The sequence below is a fragment of the Bacillus sp. DB-2 genome (assembly GCF_003315125.1).
Classification (GTDB): domain Bacteria; phylum Bacillota; class Bacilli; order Bacillales; family Bacillaceae_G; genus Bacillus_A; species Bacillus_A mycoides.
In genome coordinates this window covers 52874-78674 of the sequence record NZ_QNRN01000021.1, presented here as the reverse complement: position 1 = coordinate 78674, position 25801 = coordinate 52874, and the positions used below count along the sequence as shown (strand labels likewise).

Genomic DNA, 25801 nt, shown 5'->3' with positions numbered 1-25801 from the left:
TCTTTCTGTAAATAGCTTTTTTGTCATTTTGAACTTTCTCCGATCCCAATTTTCTCTCATTATACAAGAAATACCCTATAGAATAGACTTTTTTTCAGTGTCTATTCTATAGGGTACATTTTAAAAAGGATTGCTCTTTTTTTGCTTATAAGTTGTGAATAATGAAAAAGATATGTTAATTTTTTATTATGAAGAGAAAAAGGGAGTGGTTTTTATGAATGAGATGATACATAAAATGGAGCAACACGTTTCAGTTCGTAAATATAAAGAAGAACCAATTTCAAAAGAGATAGTAGAAAGAATGGTGCAAGCTGCGCAGCATGCAGCTTCCTCACATTTTGTACAGGCGTATTCTCTTATATATGTAACAGATCAGGAACTAAAGGCTAAACTAGCTGAATTATCCGGGAATCGTCATGTGAAAGACTGCGCAGCATTCTTTGTATGCTGTGCGGATTTAAAACGTTTAGAAACTGCATGTGAGAAACATGGAACAGAAATTAAACATGAGGGAGTAGAGGACTTTATTGTAGCAACAGTAGATGCCTCATTATTTGCACAAAACTTAGCACTTGCAGCTGAATCTTTAGGATACGGCATTTGTTATATTGGTGGTATTCGTAATAACCCGAGAGAAGTGAGTGAATTGCTTCATTTACCGGATAAAGTATATCCGGTATTCGGAATGACAGTTGGTGTACCAGATGAAGAACATGGAGTTAAACCACGTTTACCAGTAGCAGCAGTTCTTCATGAAAATGGATACGATGAAAAGAAATATGATGAATTATTAAACGAATATGATGAAACGATGAGTGCGTATTACAAAGAAAGATCGTCAAATCAAAAAAACGTAACATGGACGGAATCAATGAGCTCATTTATGTCCAAAGAGAAAAGAATTCATATGAAAGAGTTTTTAAATGAAAAAGGATTAAATAAAAAATAAGTAAAAAGGCAAATCTGGAATGCGGGTTTGTCTTTTTTGGAGGAGAAATGTGATTGTTTTCGAATGGGTATAGAGGGAGGCGATAACATGAAGAAAGCTTTAATCTTTTTATTCGATGGATTTGCAGAATTTGAAGTGAATGTAGCGAGTTTGTTTTTGAAAAGTAAGGAATTCGAAATAATAACAGCAACTGTAGACGGAAAAGCAGTTACAGGAGAAGGCGGATTTTTGTGTCAACCACATGTCTCTATAGAGCATATTAAAGTAGCAGATTATGAAGTGTTTATTGTACCAGGAGGACATATTTTTGAGCATTTAGAAAATGAAAAGTTGTTATCTATCGTGAACGAATTACATAAGCAAAATAAATGGATAGCGAGTATTTGTGCAGGGACATCTTTACTACATGCAGCAGGAGTACTTAATAAGAAGAAATTCTCAACATCATTAACATCAGATGAAAAACAATTAGCGCATTTACATGAATGGGAATATAAACAAAATAAAGATGTAACCGTTGATGGGAAAATCATAACAGCGGTAGGGTCTGCGTACGTTGAATTTGCCGCTGAAATAATGAAGCAGCTCAATTTATTTAACGAAGCTGAAGCGAAGGAGAACTTGCAATACTTTAAAAATGTAACAGAGCTTTGTGATAAAACGTTAGTTTAAGTGAATAGTTTGATTGTTAATACCTAAGTTCAGAATGTAGATACTACTTTCTGAACTTAGGTATTTTATTTGTTATCATATACATAGAAAAAAATTAATAAATTTTTACAAAAGTGATAGAAAATGAGAATGAAATGCCAATAGTAAGTAAAAGCAGCTGCTAAAGGGGAACTGAGGAAGGATGATGTTTATGATTTTCGATTCTGAAGAGGATTTAATTATAGCTATGAAAAAACGCGATCAAGATGCTTTGAAAGAAGTGATTGATCAATATGGAAAATTAATTTTGTACATTATTCATAAATCATTAAGTACCCCTATTGAAAAACAATATGTGGATGATTGTTATAATGATGTATTTACTGTCATTTGGTTTAATATCGACCAATTTGATATAGAAAAGGGCAACTTAAAATCTTGGATGATTGGTATTACTAAATTAAAGGCATTGGAATATAAAAAGAAAGTATATAAAGAGAATAAAATCGATAAAGATGTAGAATTAGATACAGGTATCCATGATAGGTATGAAATAGAACAAGAAGAAGAGATTATGGAAATCGTACAAGATTTAAATACGGAGGATCGATATATCTTTTTAAAGAGGTATATTGATGGGTATTCCATTGACGATATTGCAAAAGAATTAAAAGTAACGGCTGATTATATATACAATCGAATTTCTCGTGGGAAGAAAAAACTTCAAAAACTGTGGAAAGGGAGTGTGTAATATGGATAAAAGATTATTGTCGATGTTAAATGAGCTCCAATATTCAGATGAAGAAATTGTACGTTTAGAAAAAGAGGCGAATGAGTCTATCAATATAGATAAGTATTATGTGAGAAATGGAGATCTACTAAAAAAAATAACTTTACAAATGTTAGAAGAATCAATTAGGAACGAATTACAAACTGGTGAAGAAATTGAGAAGGAACTATTAGTAGACGAAGGATATATGACAAATAATAAAGTAATACCAAATATATATTACGTAGGAGCTACTTTTTATTATTATATCGTTTTAACAAATAAAAGAGTAATCATGAAAGGATTAGATTGTTATTTTAAAAAAACAAATGAGCATAGCATGCCAATAGAGGATATACAATCTATTTCGCAACATAAAAAAATGAAAAATGTCTTTGAGATCAAATATAATAACACTCATATACAATTTGGAAGTATTGAGTATGCACGTGAAGTTGCAATGATAGTTATGGAGTTAAAAAAACGTGGAGTAAAAGTAGAAAAGTATACAGATTTTGAAAAAGGGTTTTTCTTATTTTTTAATATATTCGTGATAGTAAGTGCAGGTCTTTGCTTTATAAAATATTTAATGTAAAAAGCGGCATAATAGCCGCTTTTTATCGTTTTATTTAGTATTCGATTTAAAATATTTGTCTTACGAAAGAACGATTATTGCTAATTGTAAACTGCCAATAAAGTTATTTAAGTTTTGATATAGAATGCCCCACCGCACTTGAAAATGCAGCAATAATTTCGTTTGAACCTATCTATTATTGTGCACTATCTAAAGCAGCCTCTATAACAAGTTCAAACTTTCAATAAGAAGATACCCCCCCGTGCAACTTAAAAGGATATACGTAAATATTTTAAAAATCCGTTGATTAAGCCATTTGAAGATAATTTGACCTATAAACAAACCTAGAAATACGATTGGAATTGCATAAAAACTTGATTCCCAAATTGTTTTGTTTGTGCCAGTAAAGAGTATTTGAGTTATGAGACTAATGAAATATATAAACAGATAAAAAGCCAAAGTAGTTGCTCTCAACTTCTCTTTTTTCGTATCAGTTCCTGTAAAGTAAAGTAACAGGGGTGGTCCTGGCATACCGATACTTGTCGTTAAAAGACCGGATAATCCACCCACTAAGAAATCTCTAGATTTTGTTGATTTAATCTTAAAGTTGCATATTAGCATCAACGTTAATAGTAAGAGCAGGATGCTAATTGCTAATTTAAATGTGTTGATGTTAATGGAAATGAAAATTAAAATACCAAAAGGAACACCAACTATACTTCCGAAAATTAATCTTTTCAGTAGAATAAAATCAATGTCCATTCTTATTTTCCAAATGAGTGATATGGAAATAATTAATGATAAAATGATATTTATTTGTATAGCTTCTTGTGGTAGAAATAGCATGAGTAAGAAAGGTGTTGCCATAATAGAAAAGCCAAAACCTGTACTTGTTTGTAAAATAGAAGCTACTAATATAATACATATGAAAATGAATATAATCTCCAAAATAGCCCCCCTACATAATCAGATCCAATAAATATTTTAACATAAAGTGAAATTTTAATCAGTGGGGGTTTTGTTCATCCCCCACTGATTATTAGCCCACACCAATTGGGATCTTACTGCCCGGCAAATAGCCGCTTTTTATGTTGCGGTTAATATTCCAAAGATGATCCTGTAGCTTTAAAATATTTTTCTCGTGAAGGCGTCATTACCCGGATTGCTAATAAACAGGAAAGGAAAAGAATGAGTAATGAACTACTGATTACAGTAATTTGAACGGAAAGAAATTGTGCGGATGCTCCAATTGCTAAAATGAAAAAGATTTGGATGAAATTTTTTATTGAATCAAACACGCTATCGATACGTCCTATCATATGTACAGGGATGTTATTTTGATAAAATGTTATAAAGCCAGTACCAGCAAATGATGAAGAAATGCCAAGTAAAATGAAACCGCTCGCTGCGACTATAAATGAATTTGAAAAGGCAAAAATCACATAACCTATTGCTGTGAAAATCATACCTAATCCGATACAATGTTGAATTGCTAATCGTTTGGCAAAGAGAGAGACGAGAAATGAACCGCAAACGTAAGCAGCACCAGTTATACTAACAAGCATGCTATATTCTATATCGGATAAAAACAGTACTTGATTTGTGAAAACAACTTCTTGTGAATCGAGTGCCATAGAAACAAGCATAGTGGATTGAAATAAAACGAATATGAGAATAATGTAAGTTTCCGTTCGAGCGAATGAAAAAACTTGTTTCCAATCACTTCGTAATGTTTGTACGAAAGTATTTGCAACCTCTTCGTTTTGCTTTGTTTGTAATGTAATGTTTGGCAAGAAGTAAATGAGAATTGTAGAAAGTAGAAATGAAAGTGAATTGCAGTAAATAACAAAGTCTGCCGAGTAAGTAGTGAGAAGTATTCCGGAAAGAGCTGGACCGATAATAAAAGCCCCGTTTGTACATAAGCTATTCCAAGCGTTGAATTGAGCGCGCTCTTCAGCTCGTATGAGCATTGTTTTATAAGTGAATGAAGCTGGATCGAAAAATGATGTAGCAATGCGAGTCAAAAAGATAAAAATATAAATGGCCCAAATAGAATCAAATAGTGGAATACAGCCGATGAGAACTGCTCGAATAATATCTGCGATGAGCATAATTGACCGTTTATTTAATCGATCTACAATACTACCAGACCATATTTTTGTAACAACGGTGGCAATTGGACCTACAATCCATAATCCTGCTACAGCAGCAGGGGAGTTTGTGCTATTTAACACCATTAAGTTTAGAGCGATGAGATACATAAAATCACCTAAACGAGAAATTCCTGTTCCCGACAATAATAATAATTTATTTTTCATAAACAATTGGACCTTTCTTTCATTGTTTTTTAATCCGGCAGGAAATAGCGTATTCTTCTTCTGAGGCTGATTGACGAGCGGTTTTGCTTTCCCAGCGTAATAAAACTTGTGAGAGCTCCCAAGTGAGTTGTTGTAATTCCTCTGGAGTTAAAAATAAATGAGATACAATATGGCTCCCTGTATTTGTTCCTTCCGTTCCTGCTTCTTCAATATAGAAGTGAGCAGATTTTGCTTTATAGTACTTTTCAATAATCCCTCGTTTTTCCTTTGTATCTACTAATTCAAGTAAGCCTCCGTCAAATAAAATTTGGATGTGATAGTGAACGCTACCAGCAGATTTATTTAGTTTAGTAGATACTTGTTTTGCAGTGAGTGTTTCGTCTTTTAAAAGGTGAAGAATTTGAATGCGAGTTGCATTGGAAATTAGCTTTTGTTGTTCTGCTGAAATGGTAAGTCGATCCTCAAACATTATGTTAGCCCCTTTCTTATAATCTAAATTTATTGTACATTCTAAAAAATTAGAACGTAAGAGAAATAAATCGCCTTTTTCTTGTGAATTTCGACAAAAATAAAAATGGCATGTACATATACATGCCATTAAGTGATAGTAGATTCTTCACTAAGTTCCCCGCCATAAAACAAGAAAAGCCATATAAAACTAACAAAAATACAGCATATAGCTAACAAGCTACCAATCACTTGAGGAGAAAGGATTTCTAAAAACCATCCTGTAATAAACATAGATAACTGAATAAGCGATCCGTAGATGGAATAATGAAATGAAAAAACTTTACCAATCATGTTTTCTTGCGTATACGTTTGTAGTAATGTCGTATCAAGTGGTACGATGATTCCTCCTGCTATACGCATACAGAGTAATGTAATGATACCGATAATAAGTTGATCGGATAGAATGAATCCGAGAAAGAAAATTCCTTGCAGTAAATAGGCCCAACCAAATGCTCTTTTCATTTTGTCTTCATTTTTAGATATATAAAGATTAACGAAGAGACTGCCAATCATAAGTCCAGCCCCTTGAACCGCATATAAAATACCAATGTTAGTGTGGAAGATTCTTTCGGCATAGATTGTTAGAAGTAACTGATAGGCACCTCCAATAATGCCCCATGAAATGCCGACAAGAATTAATGTTAAAATAATTTTGCTTTGTAATATGTATGTATAACCATCTTTTATATCAGTGAAAAACGCTTTTTTCTTGCTAAAAGTGTCACGAGAAGGGATCTTTATTTTATAAATAATATAGGCTGAAATAAAGTATGATAGGCTATTAATAAAAAAGGCAATCTCGATACTTAAAGATTGTGCAATGAGCCCACCTAAAGAAGCTCCCATAATAGACATAAAACCATTGATTGTACTAGAAAGAGAGTTAGCGGTTACGAAATGCTTTTGATGTACGATATTTTTTAGAGTTGATTGCTTAGCAGGCTCGAATAAGCAAGAGAGTACTGATAAGCATATATTAGAAACGAAAATAATTTCAATTTTGTAGAATGCTAATAAATAAGTGAGGACGATAATTCCTCGTAAACTATCAGTAAAAATCATAATTTTCTTTTTTGAAAAACGGTCTACAATGCCGCCTATGAATGGGCTCAGAAGAAGTTGAGGTAACCCTTTGCTCATAAAAGTGAGTGCTAACATAAATGAAGATTCTGTTATGCTATAGACGAGTGTTAATAAAGCGACAGTATGAAACCAATCTCCAAGTACACTTAATGTTTGACCATAAAATAGTTTTTTAAAGTTTTTATTTGTTCTAAGAAGTGTGGAATAAGAAACTGATTGTACTGACATAAAAATTAATCCCTATCTATTGGCGATGTTTGTACATGCTTTTTCCATTCACTTAAATACATTTTCTCTGCTTTAGGTAGTCCAACAGGTAATTGTGCAATGAATTCTAAACTATTTCCATCAGGATCGTTAAAATATACGGAGGCGTGTGCTAATTCTGGAAAAACGATTGGCTCAATTGGCTCCATTCCAAAGTCTTTTCGCGCTGGAATTCCTTTCTGTTTGAGCCAGTGTATTGCGTTTTCTAAATCGTGTAAGCTTACTTGGAAAGCGATATGTCGTAAGGATGGATGATAATTGACTTTGTATTCTTTTCCTTCCCAAAGACCAATCCAACTTTCATTTTCTACAATCCAAAAGAAGGCGATATCGTTGTCTCTTTTATATAAATTTAACCCCAGTGATTCATAAAAAGGTATCGAAATTTCTAAATTACAGACAGGTAAATGTGCTTCATAAAGACCTTTAATCATTATAATCCTCCTTAGTAAAAATGTTTCTTATTCCATAGTAAACGATTTCTTGTTAGTTGAAATCACAAAAAAGATGGACATAAATTCATACGAAAGTATGAAAAAACAGCTCAAATATGAGCTGTTTTCGTATAGTTTTTAGTTAACCTATTTCATTCATTTAGAGTTTAGCGAAAAGGATACGTATTATATTTAAAACCCTCCGCCGCCACCCCAACAGCTACATCCGATAATGATTAGAAGGATGAATAGCACGATGAGTAAAGCAAATCCACCGCCGAAACCAGCGCAACTACCACCAAAGCTCATGTTTTTTCCTCCTTTTTAGGAAATTAATCTATATAACTAATGGATTACTTTATAAGATATGTTTTTATTTAGAAAAGGAGCAAGTCTTACTTCTAATTAGACAAGAGCCTGTGATCGGATTTAAATGTGATATTTACTTTGTTTCATAGCGCTTTTTTAAAAATGGTAAAACAATATGGAAGTGTATACTAGGTGAATGTATTGCAAATGAAAGGGGTATGTAACTTACAATTACATTAAAATTTCTTTTCATAAATATAAAATTTGTAAAAAAAGCCATTTTTTTATTTTTTTATGAGTGGAAATGTACTATAATTTTACAAGTAATATTATGGGAAAAGGGAGTTTTAGTATAGAGATGGAGATGGGACAATTACACAATAAAATAGAACATAAAAAGAAAGAGTTAATTCAACTTGTTGCTAGGCATGGATTAGATCATGATAAAGTTTTGTTATTTAGTCGAGATTTAGATATACTAATTAATAAGTTTATGAATATAAAAGACAAAGTATATAAGTGATTAATCTTTATTTTTTCATATTAGGATTATTTATTTGTAAAGGGGAAAACAGTTATGGAACACTTACAAGAAGAGTTGTATAAACAAATAAAAGAAGAAAAAGGTGCAGTTACTATATTTTTAAAGAGTGGAGTAAGAATAGTAGGGGAAGTAGTTGGAGTAGATAGATTTACAGTATTAATATTAGTAGATGGAAAACAACAACTTATTTATAAGCAGGCAATATCAACAATTATGAAATAAGACACTCATTTTGAGTGTCTTATTTCATAATTAAATGGTTATTGTTTACATGCTTCAATGTCAATGCCAGCAGCTAGTAATTTTTTTTCTCCGTCTTGTTCAATGATTTTTTGTAATCTAGATAAGAAAGAGTCAAAATCTGTATGTTTACCAACTTGGAAAGTCATTTTATGCTCAATTGGTAGCCAAGTATCAATATCAGCTTCGTTATGCTGAATTTTTACTTCAAGTTTATCAAGTGCATTAGCAACTTTTGCTTCATACGTTTCTTTCGCTTCGAACTCCATCCATAAATCGTATAATTCCACGCCAAGAGAACCTTCTAGTGTACGTTTAATATTTAAAATAGCCTTTTGCTCATTTTTTTGTTTTTGTAATTGTAATTCACGGCTATTCATCGTATCAAAGGCAGGAATATCACCAGCTTCTGCTTCGACAAGGTCATGAATAATAACCATTTTAAGTAATTTTTCTATATTTACTTTTTGATCCAAATAAGGCTCAACTAAGATAGCCATTAGGGACATACGCCACGTATGTTCAGCAACACTTTCTTGACGTCCGTTAGAAAGCCAACTATGTCGCATTTCATATTTTAGTTTTTCTGCTAATGCAATGACTTGTAAAATGTTATGTTCCATCGTGATCCTCCTCATATTTCCATACTATAATTCTAATATAGAAATGAAATGTGTCAATTTAATGAGTATATTGCGATAAATAGATGATACGCGTATAATGATTGTTATATGTGAAAACGCATTATTAAAATAAAAAAATGTTTTACGAAAACGAAAAAGGAAGGGTAGGAATATGGGAGACGAAAATCAAGGATTAGCTAGACCGCAAAGGAAAAAAAGGAAGTTTGATATTTCTAGCCCCTTTGGCATTGTAGTAGGTTTCGTTATTTTAATTGCAGCGATCATGCTTGGCGGTGGTGGAATAAAAGCTTTTAAAAATTTCTTAGATGTGTCATCTATTTTGATCGTTATAGGGGGAACAACAGCGACAATTATTGTGGCATATAGATTTGGAGAAATAAAAAAATATACGAAAAGTATTTTTACTGTTTTACATAGAAGAGAGGAAAATCTAGAACAGTTAACGGATTTGTTCGTTGATTTTTCAAAGAAGTCTAAAAAACATGGTTTACTCTCGTTAGAAGTTGATGGAGAGCAAGTAGACAATCCTTTTATTCAAAAGGGGATTCGTTTAATGTTAAGTGGATATGATGAAGCAGAATTAAAAGAAGTATTAATGAGAGATGTTGAAACAGAAGTATATGAGTTAAGAAAAGGAGCAACATTATTAGATAAGATTGGTGATTTCGCTCCAGCGTGGGGTATGATAGGAACTTTAATTGGTCTTATTATTATGCTTCAAAACTTGCAAGATACATCGCAAATTGGTACAGGAATGGCAGTTGCTATGTTGACGACATTGTATGGATCAGTTATTGCAAACATGATTGCAATACCGTTATCTGAAAAAGTGTATCGTGGCATTGAAGATTTGTATACAGAGAAGAAATTTGTAATAGAAGCAATCACAGAGCTTTACCGAGGACAAATTCCTTCTAAGTTAAAGTTAAAACTTGATACATACGTATATGAAACGAAGATAAAAAAAGAAAAACGAGCAGCCTAATATTTCAAGGAGTGGTATGGTGATGATAAAACGACCGCAAAAAGGATCGCCTCGTTGGATGACGACTTTTACTGATTTAACGATGTTGTTATTGACTTTTTTTGTACTATTAGTTGCTACATCAAAACAAGATACAGTAAAATTATCGAAGATGCTTGAAAAGTTTAGTGATGCAGAACAAGTGGATGCGAAAGTAATGGAAGGTACAATACCAGATATTTCACATGAAAAAAATGATGAAAAAGCAGTTTCAAAAAAACGAATGGATGAATTGTATAAAAAGTTAAAAGCATATGTAGATAATAATGGTGTTAGTCAAGTGAATGTATATCGAGAAGATACAGGTGTTAGCATCGTTATAGTAGATAACTTAATATTCGATACAGGTGATGCGAATGTTAAGCCGGAAGCAAAAGAAGTAATTAGTCAATTAGTAGGGTTCTTTCAATCGGTACCAAACCCAATTGTTGTAGAAGGACATACAGATAGTAGACCGATTCATAATGAAAAATTTCCTTCCAACTGGGAATTATCTTCAGCACGAGCAGCTAATATGATTCACCACTTAATTGAAGTGTATAATGTAGATGATAAACGATTAGCAGCGGTAGGATATGCGGACACAAAACCAGTAGCATCAAATGATTCACCGCAAAATTGGGAGAAAAACCGGCGCGTTGTAATATATATTAAAGAATAATATATTTCCATTTTATTAATAAAATAATAAAAATACAGAAATTCTTTTAAAAAAATATTAAATTTTCTCGTTTTATTTTGTATAATGAGTGAGAATGATAAGGTGAAATATTAAGATATATTTATACATAGAGGGAGAGAACCAAAAAGAATGGCACATAAAATTTTAGTTGTAGACGATGCAATGTTTATGCGAACAATGATTAAAAACTTATTAAAAAGTAATTCAGAATTTGAAGTTATCGGTGAAGCAGAGAATGGGGTAGAAGCGATTCAAAAGTATAAAGAACTTCAACCTGATATTGTAACACTAGATATTACTATGCCAGAAATGGACGGACTTGAAGCATTAAAAGAAATTATGAAAATTGATTCGAGTGCAAAGGTTGTTATTTGTTCTGCAATGGGACAACAAGGTATGGTATTAGATGCAATTAAAGGCGGGGCAAAAGACTTTATTGTAAAGCCATTTCAAGCCGATCGTGTTATCGAAGCTTTAACAAAAGTAGCAAATAGCTAATATAGAAGGGGTGCCACAAAGAATCAAATCAATGATAGCGGATAGACGTGTGGCCCCCTTTTTTCTCGTTATAAAACACTAAATTGTTATACATAAATGAAATGTTTGTTAGACAGGTAGGGGATTAAAATGCAAACAGATCTATTAAATATATTTTTTGAAGAAGCAGAAGAACATTTACAGTCGCTAAATGAAAATGTGCTAAATTTAGAACAGAATCCTGCCGATATGGGTGTTGTAGGGGAAATATTCCGCTCAGCTCATACATTTAAAGGTATGTCTGCGAGTATGGAATTTGCGGAAATGGCAGATTTAACTCATAAGATGGAAAATGTTTTAGACGAAATCCGTCACGGAAATATGATGGTGAATGCTAATATTATTGATGTTATTTTTGAGTGCATTGATAATTTAGAAAAGATGGTTACAGATGTGCAGCAGGGCGGAATGGGTAATATTGATGTTGTATCTACAAAGCATAAATTAGAAGCATTATTAAATGGGAATGTAGAAGCTTCTATGGAACAAGTAGAGCAAAGTAGTATAAACAATGATGATACAGTTTCACATGAAGTATATATAACCGTCGAACAACAAGCCATTTTAAAAGCAGTACGTGCCATTATGTGTATTGAAGCATTACAAAATGTAGGGGATATACAAAAAACGGTTCCAAGCATTGAAGAAATCGAAGCGGATGCTTTTGGATTTGAGTTTACAGTATATATGGATACTGATCGTAGTGTTGAAGAATTGAAACAGGTGGTGCTTCACGTTTCTGAAATTGAGAAAGTAGAAGTGAAGCAAGGAAATATAGCTGAAGAAGGAATCGTACAATCTATTGCAGCAACGCAGCTGGATCCATCTCTAGAGGCACGAACTCCAACAGCTAGTACTACACCGGCTAAAAGTAATACAAAAACGAAAAATGCTAAAGTAGAGAATCGTTCTATTCGTGTTCAGTTAGAAAAAATCGAAAGATTAATGAATATGTTTGAAGAAAGTGTAATTGAGCGTGGACGAATTGATGAATTAGCAGAAACGATTCAAAATAAAGAGTTAATCGAGCATTTAAATCGATTAGGGGATATTTCAAAAGATATCCAAAATGTATTATTAAATATGCGTATGGTACCGATTGAAACGGTCTTCAATCGTTTTCCGCGTATGGTACGTATGTTAGCGAAAGATTTAGGTAAAAAAATCGATTTACAAATTAAAGGTGAAGATACTGAAGTTGATAAAATTGTTATTGACGAAATTGGTGATCCACTCGTTCATTTAATTCGTAATGCAATTGATCATGGTATTGAAACTGTCGAAAACCGACGTGATGCCGGGAAAAATGAGACAGGTACTATTAAATTAGAGGCGTTTCATAGTGGAAATCATGTCGTAATTCAAATTACTGATGATGGAAATGGTATTCATAAAGGAAAAGTATTAGAAAAAGCGATAAAAAATGGTGTTGTAACGGAATCAGAGGCAAATAAATTAACGGATCGTGAAGTGTTTGATCTTATCTTCCAACCGGGATTTAGTACAGCGGAAGTTGTATCTGACCTTTCTGGACGTGGGGTTGGATTAGATGTTGTTAAACATACGATTCATAGTTTAGGTGGGCATTTAATTATTGATTCTGAAGAAGGAAAAGGAAGTACATTCAGAATTGAACTTCCTTTAACATTGTCTATTATTCAATCAATGCTTGTTCAAACAAATGATAAGCGTTATGCCTTGCCTCTTGGCAATATTGCTGAAGCCATTCGAATTAAGAAAGAAGACATACAATCGTTACAAGGGAAAGACGTTTTAAACTATCGCAATCAAATTATTGAAGTGAAACATTTAAGTACTGTATTTGGTGAAAAAACAGTAGATGAGGCGTTCGCATCATATGATAGTCAAATGGTTCCTGTGTTAATTGTTCGTAATACACATCGTAGCTATGGACTTATCGTAAACACAATTATCGGTCAAAGAGAAATAGTTTTAAAGTCATTAGGTGATTTCTTTGCAGAGAGCTCTAACTATTTCTCTGGTGCGACAATTCTCGGTGATGGACGAGTGGTCCTCATTTTAAACCCAGAAGGTTTATAATAGGAATGAAGGAAGCTCCCCACTTGTATACAATTGGGGAGCTTTTTGGGTAGAACTAATAATATAAGTATATGAAAACCGTCGTTTACACATATTGTGGAAATAAATACATGTTCACAATTCGGATGATAAGTTTGGTAAAATATAACGAGTGTAATAGAGAGTTTAAATCATTTGATAGAAAAACAAAAATGAGGAGGCAGGAAAAATGCCTGAGCAACACACAAAAGGGGATACTGGCACAATTGTGCTAGAAAAAGAAAATGAACATTTAACGCCTCAAGAATGCGATATTCTTGGTGAGATTGCTAATATATCATTTGGTTCAGCTTCGACTGTATTATCAACAATTTTAAATAGGCAAGTAAGTATTACTGCTCCTCAAGTAGAATTGGTAGATTTATATGATACAAGTGATGTTGAAATTCCACATGTTGTATTAAATATCCATTTCACAAAAGGATTAGATATGGAAAATCTTCTTGTTCTTCAACAAGATGTTGCTTTATCTATTGCTGATTTAATGATGATGGGAACAGGTGAAGTTGAAGAGGGAAAAGAGCTTGGTGAATTAGAGCTAAGTGCAGTACAAGAAGCTATGAATCAAATGATGGGATTCGCAGCAACATCTATGTCAGAATTCTTCCAAGATACGGTAGACATGTCTCCGCCAACAATTAAAGTTGTGCAACTTACAGAAGAGATGGAGAAGATTTCTGGTATTAATGGGAATAATATGGTTGTTAAAGTATCGTTTGAATTAAAAATAGATAATCTTGTGAATTCTCAGCTTGTACAGGTTGTTTCAGTTGAACATGCGAAGCGAATGATAAATAAATTGTTACAATTATCTGGTGGTGTGGAAGAAGAAATAGATGAGCCGACGGAAGTGCAGGAAACTGAGATTGTAGAAGAGCATGTAGAAAAAGAGCAATTAACACAAGAAGAGAAAGATGTGCTTGGTGAAATTGCGAATATTTCAATCGGTTCGGCTTCAACAGTACTATCGACGCTTTTAAATCAGCCTGTCACTATTAGTACACCAAATGTAGAGGCGATTAATGTTCGTCATTATGAAGGAGTACCGGTTCCGTTTGTTATTTTAAATGTCGATTTTGTTGAAGGACTAAAAAATGAGAATGTATTCGTATTTACGAAAGATGTTGCTTTAACAATGGTAGATTTAATGATGATGGGAACGGGTGAAATTGATCCGGAGAAAGAGCTAAGTGAATTAGAGTTAAGTGGCATTAAAGAAATTATGAACCAAATGATGGGGCATGCTGCAACAGCGATGTCAGAAATGTTTAAAGAAAAAATGGATATGACACCACCAGACGTTAAATTTGTTTCTTTAAAAGAAGAAATGGAATATTTGGGAGAGTCGATGGCAGTTGACGAACTCGTTCAAATTACTTTTAATCTTGAAATTGGTGATCTCCTTCAATCAAAGATGTATCAAATACTACCGATATCAGAAGCGAAAGAAATGGTTAGAAGACTTCTATATCCGATGGTGGAAGAGCAAGAAGAAATAGTTGAGGAAGTTGTTGAAGAGGAAGAAATTCCTGCACCAGTCGTACAGCCAATTGAATATAAAGAAGTCAAGCAAGTTGAGCCAGTATATATGGATACATCTATTCTACAAAATGTAGAAATGAATGTTAAATTTGTATTTGGAAGTACAGTGAGAACAATTCAAGATATTTTAAGTCTACAAGAAAATGAAGCGGTCGTACTTGATGAAGATATTGATGAACCGATTCAAATTTATGTGAACGATGTATTAGTGGCGTATGGAGAACTTGTAAATGTAGATGGGTTTTTCGGAGTGAAAATGACGAAATCGCTATAAGGCGTCAAAATAGGAGTTTGAACAAATAGATGAAAAACGTAAAGTTTTTTCTAGTTAGTTGGCTATTCTTACATATATGTATATTTTTACCATCACAAGGGCAGGCAGAAGAAAAAAGTGTACAAGATCAAAATATAAGCGAAATGAATGACCAAGAGGGAAAAAATAAAGAAGTTCAGGAACAGCCGGAACAAGTGGAAATGCCCTCGGTTGAAGATGAAAAAAAAGCAGTAGAAAATGAGCAAGGGAAAGAAAAAAAAGAAGAAAGAACGATAGAAACAGACCGAGGGGTTATTACAGTTAATAAGCAGGAGCTAAAGGTTGGCGAAGAAGTGCGGATTGCTGTAGAATCAAATGAAAAAAACATTCAAAGTGTAAAAGGCATATTACAATTACAAAAAAATGGTGAGCAGTACAGACAAGAGAGAATAATATCTTTTGAGTATGAAGAAGAAACGAAGCGATGGATCGCTAATTATAAGGCCGGAATATATGATTTACAAGGTGATTGGAACCTTAGGCTTGTTGAAAGCTATAAAGAAGATGAGAAGGAAGAAGTAATAGAGAACGAATTAAATGTCCCGCTCATTCGTATAAACAATGAAGCACCAACTATAGATAAAGAATTGCCAAAGTTAGAGAAAGTTAGTATTGATGAGGCAAAAGGGAACTTAATTGAACGGAAAAAGGGAGAATCCGTTCATATACGAGTACAAACGGTAGATATAGAATCGGTTGTTAAAGAAGTGCGCGTTATATTAAAAGGAAAAGAAGACGGTAACGATATTACTTTTTTATTAGACTATAATAAACGCGACATGGATTGGCAGAAAATATTTGAAATAACAGAAGCTTTACCTGTTGGGCCGCATCAACTTATTGTGGAAGTAACAGATGGGGCAGGTAACAAACTTGTGACAGAGAGTGAATATATCGTTTCTATCATCGAACAAAAAGTGAAAGATGATGAAAAGATAGAAGAGCAAGAGAATCAAAATGAAGTAGAAGATAAGAAAGAAATTGAGAAGCAGGAAGATCCGAAAATAGAGATGCCGCTTCCAGAAGAAAAACTTCCAGTTATTCAAATTCCAAAGCAAGACGAGAAAGTAAACTATTTTATAAAAGAGCCTTTGAAAGAGAAAGAGGAAATCAACTACGTTATAAAAGAGCCAGCGACAGACAATAAGGAAGTAAATAATGTGAAGGCTCATAAAGAGAAAAAAAGCAAAAATGAAAATCAAGTCGTTTCTAAAAAGAAAGAGAAAATAGAAGAACAAGAGAAAAAAGAAGAAAAAAGTGAACAGGGAGTACAAGCCTCTAATGTGTTTGCTATTATGTCAGGATTATTTGTACTATTTTTAGTTTTAAAGAGTAATAAAGAGTGGGGCTAATAATTTGATAGTAGTGGAGGCGCTTAGATGGAAATTAAACGTACTACAATTGAAAATAAGACGCTACAACCATTAAAACAGCCTGCAGCTATTTCAGAACATGAAATTCAGAAAGAACGAAAGCGGAGTAACCTTGTGATTACTGGGCAGCCCAAAATCATTTCGAAAAACAATGAAATAGGGATTTTGCTTGCAAGTTTAGGTGATGGAAAGATTGTAAAAGAAATGCTTTCTAAGGAAATGGATACCGTGTTGCAGTTGTTTTCAAAGTTACATATGTTGTCCGAGGAAGGAAAGCAATCGGAAAAAATATATGAACAAATTGTTAGAAGTTTACAGGGGCTTATTAAACAAGCTCATATAAAGGGAGTTCCGTTATTAGACGGAACGTATGATTTCGCTGAAGTGCAGCTTTCGTTTGGAAGAAAAGTGCATATTCCGTTACTTGATGTAAGTGCGCTCATTTCTAGAGTGGAACAAGATACATCAGAAGGAAATACGAATTTAATGATAACAGTTATTACAGCTTACATGACAAAATTGTCTAACGAAACAATTTTAATTAGCGGTACGGATCGTATTTCTAAAGAACGTGATGTGAGTGTGTGGAGAGCACTTGCAGAAATGAATATGACGCAATTATCGCATGCGTTGAAACATACGATTCAAGAGCATAAATGGTCTGTTACAGCTCTATTTCTCTTTATATGGGTTATAGGTATCATATTGATTCGTATTATATAATAAAAAAAGGTCGTCATTTCAATTATGACGACCTTTTTCTATATTTTTTCGTAGAAGAATGTATCAAAACGCTGAAGGTTGTAGCGTTCGGGTGTTAAAATTTGTTCTGTGCTACCAACGAATAGTACGCCGCCTTTTCGTAAAGAACGACTAAACTTTTCATAAAGCTTTATTCTTGCTTCTTCTGTAAAGTAAATCATTACATTTCGACAAATAATTAAATCGTAGTTCGTATCAAATGTCTGCATTAATAAATCATGTTGTTTAAATGTAACTTGCTGTTTAATATTTTGATGCAATATATATGTATCATCTTCTTTTGTGAAATGACGTTGTTTTAAATCATTAGGTAATTCTTTCAAAGAGCGTTCTGTATATTGACCACGTTTTGCAGTTTCTAAAACATGAAAATCAAGATCCGTTGCTTGAATGTCATAACGAAACGGAGCTAGATGCTTCGATAATATTAAAGAAAGTGTATATGGTTCTTCACCGGCAGCGCAAGCAGCACTCCAAATTTTTAATTTACCGTTATTTTGTTCAAGTAGCTTTGGTAGAGCTTTCGTCTCTAACGTTTGCCAGCGCTCTTTATTTCTGAAAAACTCTGATACGTTAATTGTAATATAGTCAATAAAACTTAAAAATAACGTTTGATCGGTGCGTAAATTATTTAAAAAATTTGTGTAATTTTCAAAACCTTTTCTCGAAATGAAAGCGTCGATTCTTCGGCGCATTCTATCTTGCTTATAGGAAGCGATATCCATATTAAAGTGCTGTTTAAAACTTACGACAAATTGATTATAATCTTGTTCAGTTATCATATTTACAATAGGCACAATAACGATATTGTGCCTCCCCCTTTACATCATACGAATTTTTTGTTCAAAGCTTTTTTTCATCTGCTTTTCATGTAAGCCTGGTAAATCATAAATAACAGCATCAATTCCTGCTTCTTTTGCAACGTCAACGGGAATGACAGACGTATGTTTATCTCCGTTATAAAAACAGAGAACTAAATCGGTATCTTCGACAATTTGCTTGACAAAAAACATATAATCTGATCGATAAATGGAGTCGGAAGGATGATCAAAAGTAATATACTCGGCTCCGTGTTTTCTTAAGTAATCAACGACTTCTTGAAATTCGTCTGTTAATACTTGTAACGGTTGTAGTGTGTAAAGACATAAATTTTGAGCAAGTCTTTCGTTTTCAATGAAGAAACGAAGAACCTCATTTTCAATAGCTTTATAACATAATATGTAAATTTTATGTTTGTGAGCATAGTCAATTAAAAATTTTTTTATTTCTTCCTGATCTAATGCTGTTAATTGATTTGAACCACAAAGAAAAATATTCATAGATTTGTGCCACCTCATGCTAAATTGTAACATATCTTCTATAAAAAATAACTGCAAAATATCATTGTACAGAGTATAATTATAAATAACTAGATTTTACGATTAAGTTTAGAAGGAAATAAAAAAATAAATAGGTGATATATATGCTGCGTTCTATCTCGCATAATCCAATTTTATCGCATATACCGCCTGCTACTCAAATGCCGAAAGAAGCAAATGTCAGGACAGGACTTGCTTTTTCGGATAATTTGCATGCAGATCCGAAAAACGATAAATTGTTAGAACAAATGGAAGCACTTGTTGATAACATTGGAGAAATTAAAGAGAAAATCGAATTAGAGTTAACGCTCGATAATGTAATGGAATACAAAAATACTGTAAAATCATTTTTGAATTTTTACGTTGATAACGTATTGCAGTATAAAGATGTTATGTCTCGTCATCCGCGTTACGGATATTCGCAGAAAATGACGATTGTAAAACAAGTTGAAATGGGATTAACTGAGTTAGAAGATGTTATGAATTTAATTAATACGAAAACAGGGCATTTAGAAATGTTAAATCAAATTGGAGAAATTCATGGTTTGATTGTAAATTTAGTCTTGTAAAGGAAAGGAAGCTATATGTACATACAATTATATGAAAAGCTCGTTATTATTCAAAAGGCATATGAAAATATTCAAACGCTTGGGGAACAAATATATGAGAATTTAAAAAATAAAAATGTAAATGCAGTTCAAAAGTTGCAAGTAGAGCAATTGCAGTACATAGAAGGTGTTAAAGGATTATCGCGATCTTTTGAGGAAATGGTTGTTCAGCTTTGTAAAGAAAAACAAGTTGAACCGTTGCGTATGCGTTCGCTATTTTCGTATTTTTCACAGGAAGAAAATGAAAAAATGGAAGAAATACAAAAAAGTTTAAAAGAATTAGAAGAAAATGTAAAAATGATTCTTTTGAAAAATCAATATTACTTAAACGTACTATTAAAAACTACAGAAAGTATTGTGGATTCCGTTTCTGAATACAATTTGGAGAAAAACAATAATTCGCAAATCTTTATGAATGAACTATTGTAAAGGAGAAGTGAAGCATTATGAGATTATCTGATTATAATACGCCGTTATCTGGTATGCTAGCGGCCCAAATGGGATTACAAACGACAAAACAAAACTTATCTAACATTCATACGCCGGGTTATGTTCGTCAAATGGTAAATTACGGATCTGTTGGAGCAAGTAACGGTCATACGCCTGAACAGAGAATCGGTTATGGTGTACAAACATTAGGAGTTGACCGTATTACAGATGAAGTGAAAACGAAGCAATTTAATGATCAGTTGTCACAGTTCTCTTACTACGCATATATGAATTCTACTTTATCACGAGTAGAGTCTATGGTAGGAACGACAGGGAAAAATTCATTATCTAGTTTAATGGATGGATTCTTCAATGCTTTTCGTGAAGTTGCAAAAAATCCAGAACAACCAAACTACTACGATACATTAGTTTCTGAAACTGGGAAGTTCACAAGTCAGATAAATCGTCTTGCGAAAAACTTAGATACAGCAGAAGCACAGACGACAGAAGATATTGAAGCACATGTGAATGAATTTAATCGTCTTGGTGCTAGTTTAGCAGAGGCGAATAAAAAAATTGGACAAGCGGGGACACAAGTACCTAATCAACTATTAGACGAACGTGATCGCATCGTTACAGAGATGTCTAAGTATGCCAATATCGAAGTATCTTATGAATCTATGAATCCTAATATCGCGAGTGTTAGAATGAATGGTGTTTTAACAGTAAATGGACAAGATACATATCCACTTCAATTAAATAAAGAAAAAGAACCAATGTCTGTTGCGATTTATGGATCGGATATTCCTTTAAATGGTGGAGCAATTCAATCAGCGATAGATACGAAAGCGAAGATTGCTAGTTATAAGAAAAACCTTGAAGAATTAATGAGTTCTGTAAAAGGTCAAGTGAATACAGTGATGGGAAAAGATTTCTTCGTTGGAGATCATGCGAAAGATATTCAGTTAAACCCTGAATTCGCAAAAGATGTTTCGAAAATGAAAATCTCCGCTGAAACAGCAAATAAACTAGCAGGAATTACAGATGGAGATTATAAAGAAGGTCTTTCTTATAAACAAGCATTAGACCAATTTATAGTTGGTGTAGCTTCTGATAAAAGTGCAGTGAATGCTTATCAAAATATTCATAAAGATTTATTAGAAGGTATTCAACAAGAAAAAATGAGTATTGAAGGCGTAAATATGGAAGAAGAAATGGTTAATTTAATGGCTTTCCAAAAATATTTTGTCGCAAACTCTAAAGCTATTACGACGATGAATGAAGTGTTTGATAGTTTGTTTTCGATTATTAGATAACATGTAGAAGGATCGAAAAAGCTTTTTTTGTGATGGAAGAGAGGGTCCGGCGCAGGGTAGAAGCGGACAGAGCCTTTTAGTGGACCAAGCCATGTTAGACCAGAGATATGTGATGGTTGAATGGGAAGTTAAGGGGGAGAATAGCCATGTTTAGCAAGCGTCCTCCCCCATGTAAATTAAATGAAAACGAAAAAGTCTTTTTTTATGAGGGAAGAGGATAGCTTTATATAGGTGCGGTTTCTTCTTCGCGCCAATTCAAATATAGATAAAGGAGAAGGTAAAGATGAGAGTATCTACATTTCAAAATGCAAACTGGGCAAAGAATCAGATGATGGATTTGAATGTGCAACAGCAATATCATCGAAATCAAGTAACTTCTGGGAAGAAAAATCTTCTTATGAGCGAAGACCCACTTGCGGCAAGTAAATCATTTGCGATTCAGCATTCGTTAGCAAATATTGAACAAATGCAAAAAGATTTAGCGGATTCGAAAAATGTATTAACACAAACTGAAAATACTTTACAAGGTGTTTTTAAATCTTTAACAAGAGCGGATCAATTAACAGTACAAGCGTTAAATGGAACGAATAGCGAAAAAGAATTGAAGGCAATCGGTGCAGAGATTGATCAAATTTTAAAACAAGTTGTGTATTTAGCGAATACGAAAGAGCAAGGCCGTTATATTTTCGGTGGTGATAGCGCTGAACAAGTTCCATTCACAGAGGATGGTACGTATCAAGGTGGAAAAAATGATGTGAACTGGCAACTAAATGATGGCTATGAATTAAAAGCATTTCGTAACGGAGAAGAATTATTATCACCAGTTATAAAAACGTTAAAACAGATGAGTGAAGCGCTGAATAACGGTGATCAAAAAGCTTTGCAACCATTATTAGGCGAAAATAAGAAAAACTTAGATAGCATCATTAACCGCACAACTGAAGTTGGTTCAACAATGAACACAATGGAGACGTTTAAAACGATTTTAAGCGAGCAAAATTTAGCGCTTCAAGAAAATCGTAAAGAAATTGAAGATGTTGATTTAGCGGTAGCAATTTCTGACCTAGCTTATATTAATGCAACTTATGAAGCAACGCTTAAAGCAGTTAGTACGATGAGTAAAACGAGCATTTTAGATTACATGTAAACAATAAGGAGTGAGAAATATGGCAGGGACGTTAACAGGTATTGGTGGTAGACAACAGATTTGGAACCTCGGAAATAATATGATCGATACATCTAACTTTGTAGAATTAGAAATGCAAGCATTAGATATGAGAAAAACACCATATACTACTGAGAAGCAACAACTTACGCAAGATAAACAAGTATATGCAAGTTTAAAGACACAATTTACCCCTTTTACTCAAGTGTTTAAAGATTTAGCAGCTTTTAAAGGGAATGAGAAAAAAGTTACAACGACACAAGACGGTTACATTAATGTAAAAGCTGATGGTGGAGCGATTGCAGGGACTTTTAATATGACGATTACACAGCTTGCGCAGCGTCATCAAATAGCTTCTAATAAGATTGCTGATATAAATGCAAAACTTCCTAAAGATGAAACATTAAAACTAGGCGGTAAAGATCTAAAAGTAACAACTGATATGACATATAAAGATTTAATAAATAAAATTAATGATGGAGATTATGGCGTATCGGCTTATACACTTGGAGATAAAATTTTTATGTCCTCGAAAAAAGAAGGAACAGATGGGAAAATTGATTTTTCAGGGAACACATCTACACTGTTTCAAGATATTGGTTTAGTTAAGGCGGATGGGACAGCAGTCAATACAATTAATGAAGCACAAAATGCCAAATATAGTATTAATGGTATTGGAGCTGAAAGTTTTACAAATACAATTGAAGCTCTTCCGGGCGTGAAAATTGAATTGTTAAAGGTGACTGAGCCGAAAGTAGAAGGAACACCAGATGCAGGTACAACAACAGATCCAAAAGCAAAAGGTGTAGAATTAAAATTTACGGTAAGTGATTCCAACGTAACAGACGCAGCCAATATTATTAAAAAGATGGTAGCAGAGTATAATAAAGCAGTTTCTACAGTGGATCTTTTTGCTGGGAAAGATGGAGTTTTCCAAGGACAGGTAATTATGCAAAGCGTACGTCAAGCGTTGAATAACGTCGTGACATTCTCGCAAGATGATAATTATTTATTTTCATTTGGTATCCAATTAAAGCAAGATGGGACGATGGAAGTTAATGAAGAAAAATTAACACAAGCACTAAAAGAAAAACCAGATGCAGCGAAGCAATTTTTCTTTGGTTCTAACGGTTTAGGTAAAATGATGGAAGAGCCACTTGAAAGACTATTTGGTGATAAAGGTGTAGTCGGAGAGCGAGTAAAGAACATTGACTCACGTGTAAGTGATTTAGATAAAAAGATTAGAGATATTGAGAAGCAAAACTTGCAAAAGCAAGATGAAATTGTGAAAAAGTATCAAAAATTAGAAAGTACATTAGCGGCGCTTGATAGCCAGCTGAAAACAATTAAAGCAATGACAAAACAAAAAAGTGATGATTAATGAAAGTTAAGGAAGTGATTGTATGCAAGCATGGCAACGTTATATGCAAAATGATATTATGACGAGTAATCCAATTAAAAACACAATTTTTATTTATGAAAGATGTATCGTTGAGTTTCGTAATTTAGAAGAACTTTTAAATAGTTTTAAATTGCAAGAAGGAGACGCGCTTCTTGAAAAATTAGAACGTATTTTTGAAGAGTTAAAGCTTCAATTAAATCCAGAGATCACTAAAGATTTATATGATAGTCTATTTGGTTTATACGATTGGATTAGCATTCAAATTCAGACGATGAAAGTAACGCGTGAAGTAAAAGACATGGATGCGATTGTGCAAGTGTTACAAGATTTAATAGACGGTTACCGCGGAGCACTTGAAAATGAACAATGATATTTATCGAGCGTTTGTCGGCTGTTTTAATGAAATCGGAGAATTGCAAGTATCAGATGGGGAATTTGCTGAGAAGAGTGCAATGTTAAATCGCTGGATGATGACATTGGATGAAGAGACGCGCGCAGATGTTGCAGCGGAAGTGAGTCCATTAATAATTAAGGCAGCACAGCATATTCGAGATAAGCAAAAGATTTTGGAAGAAATGATTATGACAAATGATGGACGAATGAAAGCGAATTCGTTTTACGGTAAATTTTAATAGGAAAGTATGGAAATGGATACCCCTTTTAAAAGGGGATCCATTCCATTGTTTGAATAAAGCGTTCCGCTGATTGAGGTTTCACTTTATGACTGTAATAAAAAGAATGGTAATAATCCAAACAATGAAAAATAAGATGTCTTTATTTTATGGAGAGAAGTGTATGGAAGCTCTTTTTTATTGTTTATATATCAAAATGTTACATGGATTACTACGCGTATACAGTTTTTTATATTCTTTTTTATATTTTTGTATTTTTCTAAAGACAACAATGGAAAAATGGAATAAAATATGTAAGGGTACAAAATAGATAATATTTTAATAAATAAATACATATAGGAAAATGAATAATAAAGTGAAACTTCCATCAGTGGATGATCATGCGCTAAACGAGCATGATGGAAAAGGAAGGGTGTGGAATATGCCAGATTTAGTTAGTGATGTAAGTCATTATATGAACTATTTAGTAACGAAGCGAAATACGGTTTCTAGTAATATTGCAAATGCGAATACACCTGGCTATAAAGCACAAGATGTAACATTTGCTGAGCAAATGAATATGAGCAGTGCATTATACAAAAAAAATGCTGCGGATTTAAAGAGTAATCCAGATTTATATCAAACGAATGTAATGCACTTACCGACAGCAAATACGAAAAATACATACGCAAAGATTCAAACGAAATCAATGCAAACGAATAAAGATGGAAACAGTGTTGATGTAACGACAGAAATGCTAGATTTAATGAAGACAAACCAATTATACGGTGTTTCAATTAATGCAATTAATACGCAATACGCTATTAACCAAGCAGCACGTGGACGTTAATAGTAAAAGGAGAGACAAAGATGTTTCAGGCAATTAATGCAAGTGGTTCAGGGCTAACTACAGCGAGAAAATGGATGGAAGTTACTTCTAACAATATCGTAAATGTAAATACGACGGGAGCACCGGGTGCAGAGCCGTATCACCGTCGAAGTGTAGTATTAGAATCAAATAATAGTTTTGCAAGTATGCTAGATGGAGCTCCTACTAACGGAGTGAAAATAAAAAGTATTGAAACGGATCGAAATGAAAATCTTGTGTATGATCCGACGCATCCGCATGCAAATGAAGAAGGATATGTACGTTATCCGAACATTGATGTGACAGCTGAGATGACGAATGTAATGGTTGCTCAAAAAATGTATGAAGCAAATACAAGCGTATTAAATGCGAACAAAAAAATGCTCGATAAAGATTTAGAAATCGGCCGAGGATAAGAG

The 25801-nt window shown here is 33.4% G+C and carries 31 protein-coding genes; 22 read left to right on the top strand and 9 right to left on the bottom strand.

Annotation, left to right across the window (positions count from 1 at the left end; all coding sequences use genetic code 11):
* Positions 1-214 precede the first annotated feature (214 nt).
* The 4 genes from nfsA (at position 215) to DET63_RS27595 (ending at position 2964) form a co-directional block, all read left to right on the top strand.
* Entirely contained in the window at positions 215-949 is a 735-nt protein-coding gene (gene nfsA / locus DET63_RS27610) for an oxygen-insensitive NADPH nitroreductase (protein ID WP_113938441.1), read from the top strand.
* A gap of 87 nt (positions 950-1036) precedes the next feature.
* The gene (locus DET63_RS27605; protein WP_113938440.1) at positions 1037-1621 is read left to right on the top strand and encodes a type 1 glutamine amidotransferase family protein; all 585 of its coding nucleotides are present in this window, start codon (positions 1037-1039) and stop codon (positions 1619-1621) included.
* 184 nt (positions 1622-1805) lie between these two features.
* Entirely contained in the window at positions 1806-2351 is a 546-nt protein-coding gene (locus DET63_RS27600) for a sigma-70 family RNA polymerase sigma factor (protein ID WP_113938443.1), read from the top strand.
* A gap of 1 nt (position 2352) precedes the next feature.
* On the top strand, positions 2353-2964 hold the full coding sequence (locus tag DET63_RS27595) for a PH domain-containing protein (protein WP_097871722.1): 612 nt from the start codon (positions 2353-2355) through the stop codon (positions 2962-2964).
* Between the two features lie 201 nt (positions 2965-3165).
* Here DET63_RS27595 and DET63_RS27590 read toward each other — a convergent pair whose 3' ends face one another.
* From DET63_RS27590 to DET63_RS27565, 6 genes are all read right to left on the bottom strand, one after another.
* Positions 3166-3891, bottom strand: coding sequence for a sulfite exporter TauE/SafE family protein (locus DET63_RS27590; RefSeq protein WP_113938439.1), 726 nt, complete (start codon positions 3889-3891; stop codon positions 3166-3168).
* A gap of 149 nt (positions 3892-4040) precedes the next feature.
* Positions 4041-5261: an MFS transporter gene (locus DET63_RS27585; RefSeq protein WP_000791669.1), complete on the bottom strand. Its 1221-nt coding sequence runs from the start codon at positions 5259-5261 to the stop codon at positions 4041-4043.
* 19 nt (positions 5262-5280) lie between these two features.
* On the bottom strand, positions 5281-5730 hold the full coding sequence (locus DET63_RS27580; protein ID WP_113938438.1) for an ArsR/SmtB family transcription factor: 450 nt from the start codon (positions 5728-5730) through the stop codon (positions 5281-5283).
* Between the two features lie 128 nt (positions 5731-5858).
* Positions 5859-7082: an MFS transporter gene (locus DET63_RS27575; protein WP_113938437.1), complete on the bottom strand. Its 1224-nt coding sequence runs from the start codon at positions 7080-7082 to the stop codon at positions 5859-5861.
* Between the two features lie 5 nt (positions 7083-7087).
* Positions 7088-7555 carry a VOC family protein gene (locus tag DET63_RS27570; protein WP_098636188.1) on the bottom strand — a complete coding sequence of 156 codons (468 nt, stop codon included), beginning with the start codon at positions 7553-7555 and terminating at the stop codon, positions 7088-7090.
* Positions 7556-7747: 192 nt separating this feature from the next.
* On the bottom strand, positions 7748-7864 hold the full coding sequence (locus tag DET63_RS27565; RefSeq protein ID WP_000007805.1) for a YjcZ family sporulation protein: 117 nt from the start codon (positions 7862-7864) through the stop codon (positions 7748-7750).
* 304 nt (positions 7865-8168) lie between these two features.
* Here DET63_RS27565 and DET63_RS27560 point away from each other — a divergent pair, with 304 nt between their 5' ends.
* The gene (locus tag DET63_RS27560) at positions 8169-8387 is read left to right on the top strand and encodes an aspartyl-phosphate phosphatase Spo0E family protein (protein WP_033658168.1); all 219 of its coding nucleotides are present in this window, start codon (positions 8169-8171) and stop codon (positions 8385-8387) included.
* 54 nt (positions 8388-8441) lie between these two features.
* Entirely contained in the window at positions 8442-8630 is a 189-nt protein-coding gene (gene hfq / locus DET63_RS27555) for an RNA chaperone Hfq (protein ID WP_002012071.1), read from the top strand.
* Between the two features lie 38 nt (positions 8631-8668).
* On the opposite strand, the gene DET63_RS27550 is transcribed toward hfq, so the two are convergent.
* On the bottom strand, positions 8669-9271 hold the full coding sequence (locus DET63_RS27550; RefSeq protein ID WP_113735609.1) for an HD domain-containing protein: 603 nt from the start codon (positions 9269-9271) through the stop codon (positions 8669-8671).
* 172 nt (positions 9272-9443) lie between these two features.
* Between DET63_RS27550 and DET63_RS27545 the strand changes: the two genes are divergently transcribed.
* The 7 genes from DET63_RS27545 (at position 9444) to DET63_RS27515 (ending at position 17586) form a co-directional block, all read left to right on the top strand.
* Positions 9444-10277, top strand: coding sequence for a flagellar motor protein MotP (locus DET63_RS27545; RefSeq protein ID WP_002012069.1), 834 nt, complete (start codon positions 9444-9446; stop codon positions 10275-10277).
* 22 nt (positions 10278-10299) lie between these two features.
* The gene (locus DET63_RS27540) at positions 10300-10977 is read left to right on the top strand and encodes an OmpA family protein (RefSeq protein ID WP_002012067.1); all 678 of its coding nucleotides are present in this window, start codon (positions 10300-10302) and stop codon (positions 10975-10977) included.
* Positions 10978-11127: 150 nt separating this feature from the next.
* Positions 11128-11496, top strand: a complete 369-nt coding sequence (locus DET63_RS27535) for a response regulator (protein ID WP_000940577.1) — start codon at positions 11128-11130, stop codon at positions 11494-11496.
* A 129-nt stretch (positions 11497-11625) separates the two neighbouring features.
* The gene (locus DET63_RS27530) at positions 11626-13596 is read left to right on the top strand and encodes a chemotaxis protein CheA (RefSeq protein ID WP_002012065.1); all 1971 of its coding nucleotides are present in this window, start codon (positions 11626-11628) and stop codon (positions 13594-13596) included.
* 208 nt (positions 13597-13804) lie between these two features.
* Positions 13805-15451, top strand: a complete 1647-nt coding sequence (locus tag DET63_RS27525) for a flagellar motor switch protein (RefSeq protein WP_113938436.1) — start codon at positions 13805-13807, stop codon at positions 15449-15451.
* Positions 15452-15480: 29 nt separating this feature from the next.
* Positions 15481-16842: a transglycosylase gene (locus tag DET63_RS27520; RefSeq protein ID WP_113938435.1), complete on the top strand. Its 1362-nt coding sequence runs from the start codon at positions 15481-15483 to the stop codon at positions 16840-16842.
* A gap of 27 nt (positions 16843-16869) precedes the next feature.
* Positions 16870-17586 carry a hypothetical protein gene (locus DET63_RS27515; protein WP_113938434.1) on the top strand — a complete coding sequence of 239 codons (717 nt, stop codon included), beginning with the start codon at positions 16870-16872 and terminating at the stop codon, positions 17584-17586.
* Positions 17587-17624: 38 nt separating this feature from the next.
* Here DET63_RS27515 and DET63_RS27510 read toward each other — a convergent pair whose 3' ends face one another.
* Together DET63_RS27510 and DET63_RS27505 are read right to left on the bottom strand one after the other, a co-directional pair.
* Positions 17625-18407, bottom strand: a complete 783-nt coding sequence (locus DET63_RS27510; protein WP_002166047.1) for a CheR family methyltransferase — start codon at positions 18405-18407, stop codon at positions 17625-17627.
* A gap of 39 nt (positions 18408-18446) precedes the next feature.
* Entirely contained in the window at positions 18447-18944 is a 498-nt protein-coding gene (locus tag DET63_RS27505; RefSeq protein ID WP_113938433.1) for a flagellar motor switch protein FliG, read from the bottom strand.
* A 143-nt stretch (positions 18945-19087) separates the two neighbouring features.
* Here DET63_RS27505 and DET63_RS27500 point away from each other — a divergent pair, with 143 nt between their 5' ends.
* From DET63_RS27500 to flgC, 9 genes are all read left to right on the top strand, one after another.
* On the top strand, positions 19088-19552 hold the full coding sequence (locus DET63_RS27500; protein WP_113938432.1) for a YaaR family protein: 465 nt from the start codon (positions 19088-19090) through the stop codon (positions 19550-19552).
* A gap of 15 nt (positions 19553-19567) precedes the next feature.
* Positions 19568-20020 (top strand): flagellar export chaperone FlgN, encoded by a 453-nt coding sequence (gene flgN, locus DET63_RS27495; RefSeq protein WP_113938431.1) that lies wholly within the window; start codon positions 19568-19570, stop codon positions 20018-20020.
* Between the two features lie 17 nt (positions 20021-20037).
* The gene (gene flgK, locus DET63_RS27490) at positions 20038-21336 is read left to right on the top strand and encodes a flagellar hook-associated protein FlgK (RefSeq protein WP_002141110.1); all 1299 of its coding nucleotides are present in this window, start codon (positions 20038-20040) and stop codon (positions 21334-21336) included.
* A gap of 283 nt (positions 21337-21619) precedes the next feature.
* Positions 21620-22483 (top strand): flagellar hook-associated protein 3, encoded by an 864-nt coding sequence (locus tag DET63_RS27485; RefSeq protein ID WP_002149158.1) that lies wholly within the window; start codon positions 21620-21622, stop codon positions 22481-22483.
* A 19-nt stretch (positions 22484-22502) separates the two neighbouring features.
* Complete coding sequence (locus tag DET63_RS27480; RefSeq protein WP_002086496.1) at positions 22503-23882, top strand: flagellar hook-associated protein 2; 1380 nt, start codon at positions 22503-22505, stop codon at positions 23880-23882.
* A 22-nt stretch (positions 23883-23904) separates the two neighbouring features.
* A complete protein-coding gene (locus DET63_RS27475) occupies positions 23905-24273 on the top strand; it encodes a flagellar export chaperone FliS (RefSeq protein ID WP_002086495.1) in 369 nt (122 codons plus the stop codon).
* Entirely contained in the window at positions 24263-24535 is a 273-nt protein-coding gene (locus DET63_RS27470) for a hypothetical protein (RefSeq protein WP_002086494.1), read from the top strand. Before DET63_RS27475 ends, DET63_RS27470 begins: the two co-directional genes overlap by 11 nt.
* Before the next feature lie 343 nt (positions 24536-24878).
* On the top strand, positions 24879-25364 hold the full coding sequence (gene flgB / locus DET63_RS27460) for a flagellar basal body rod protein FlgB (RefSeq protein WP_002012047.1): 486 nt from the start codon (positions 24879-24881) through the stop codon (positions 25362-25364).
* A 20-nt stretch (positions 25365-25384) separates the two neighbouring features.
* On the top strand, positions 25385-25798 hold the full coding sequence (gene flgC, locus DET63_RS27455; RefSeq protein WP_113938430.1) for a flagellar basal body rod protein FlgC: 414 nt from the start codon (positions 25385-25387) through the stop codon (positions 25796-25798).
* The last annotated feature ends 3 nt before the right edge of the window (positions 25799-25801 follow it).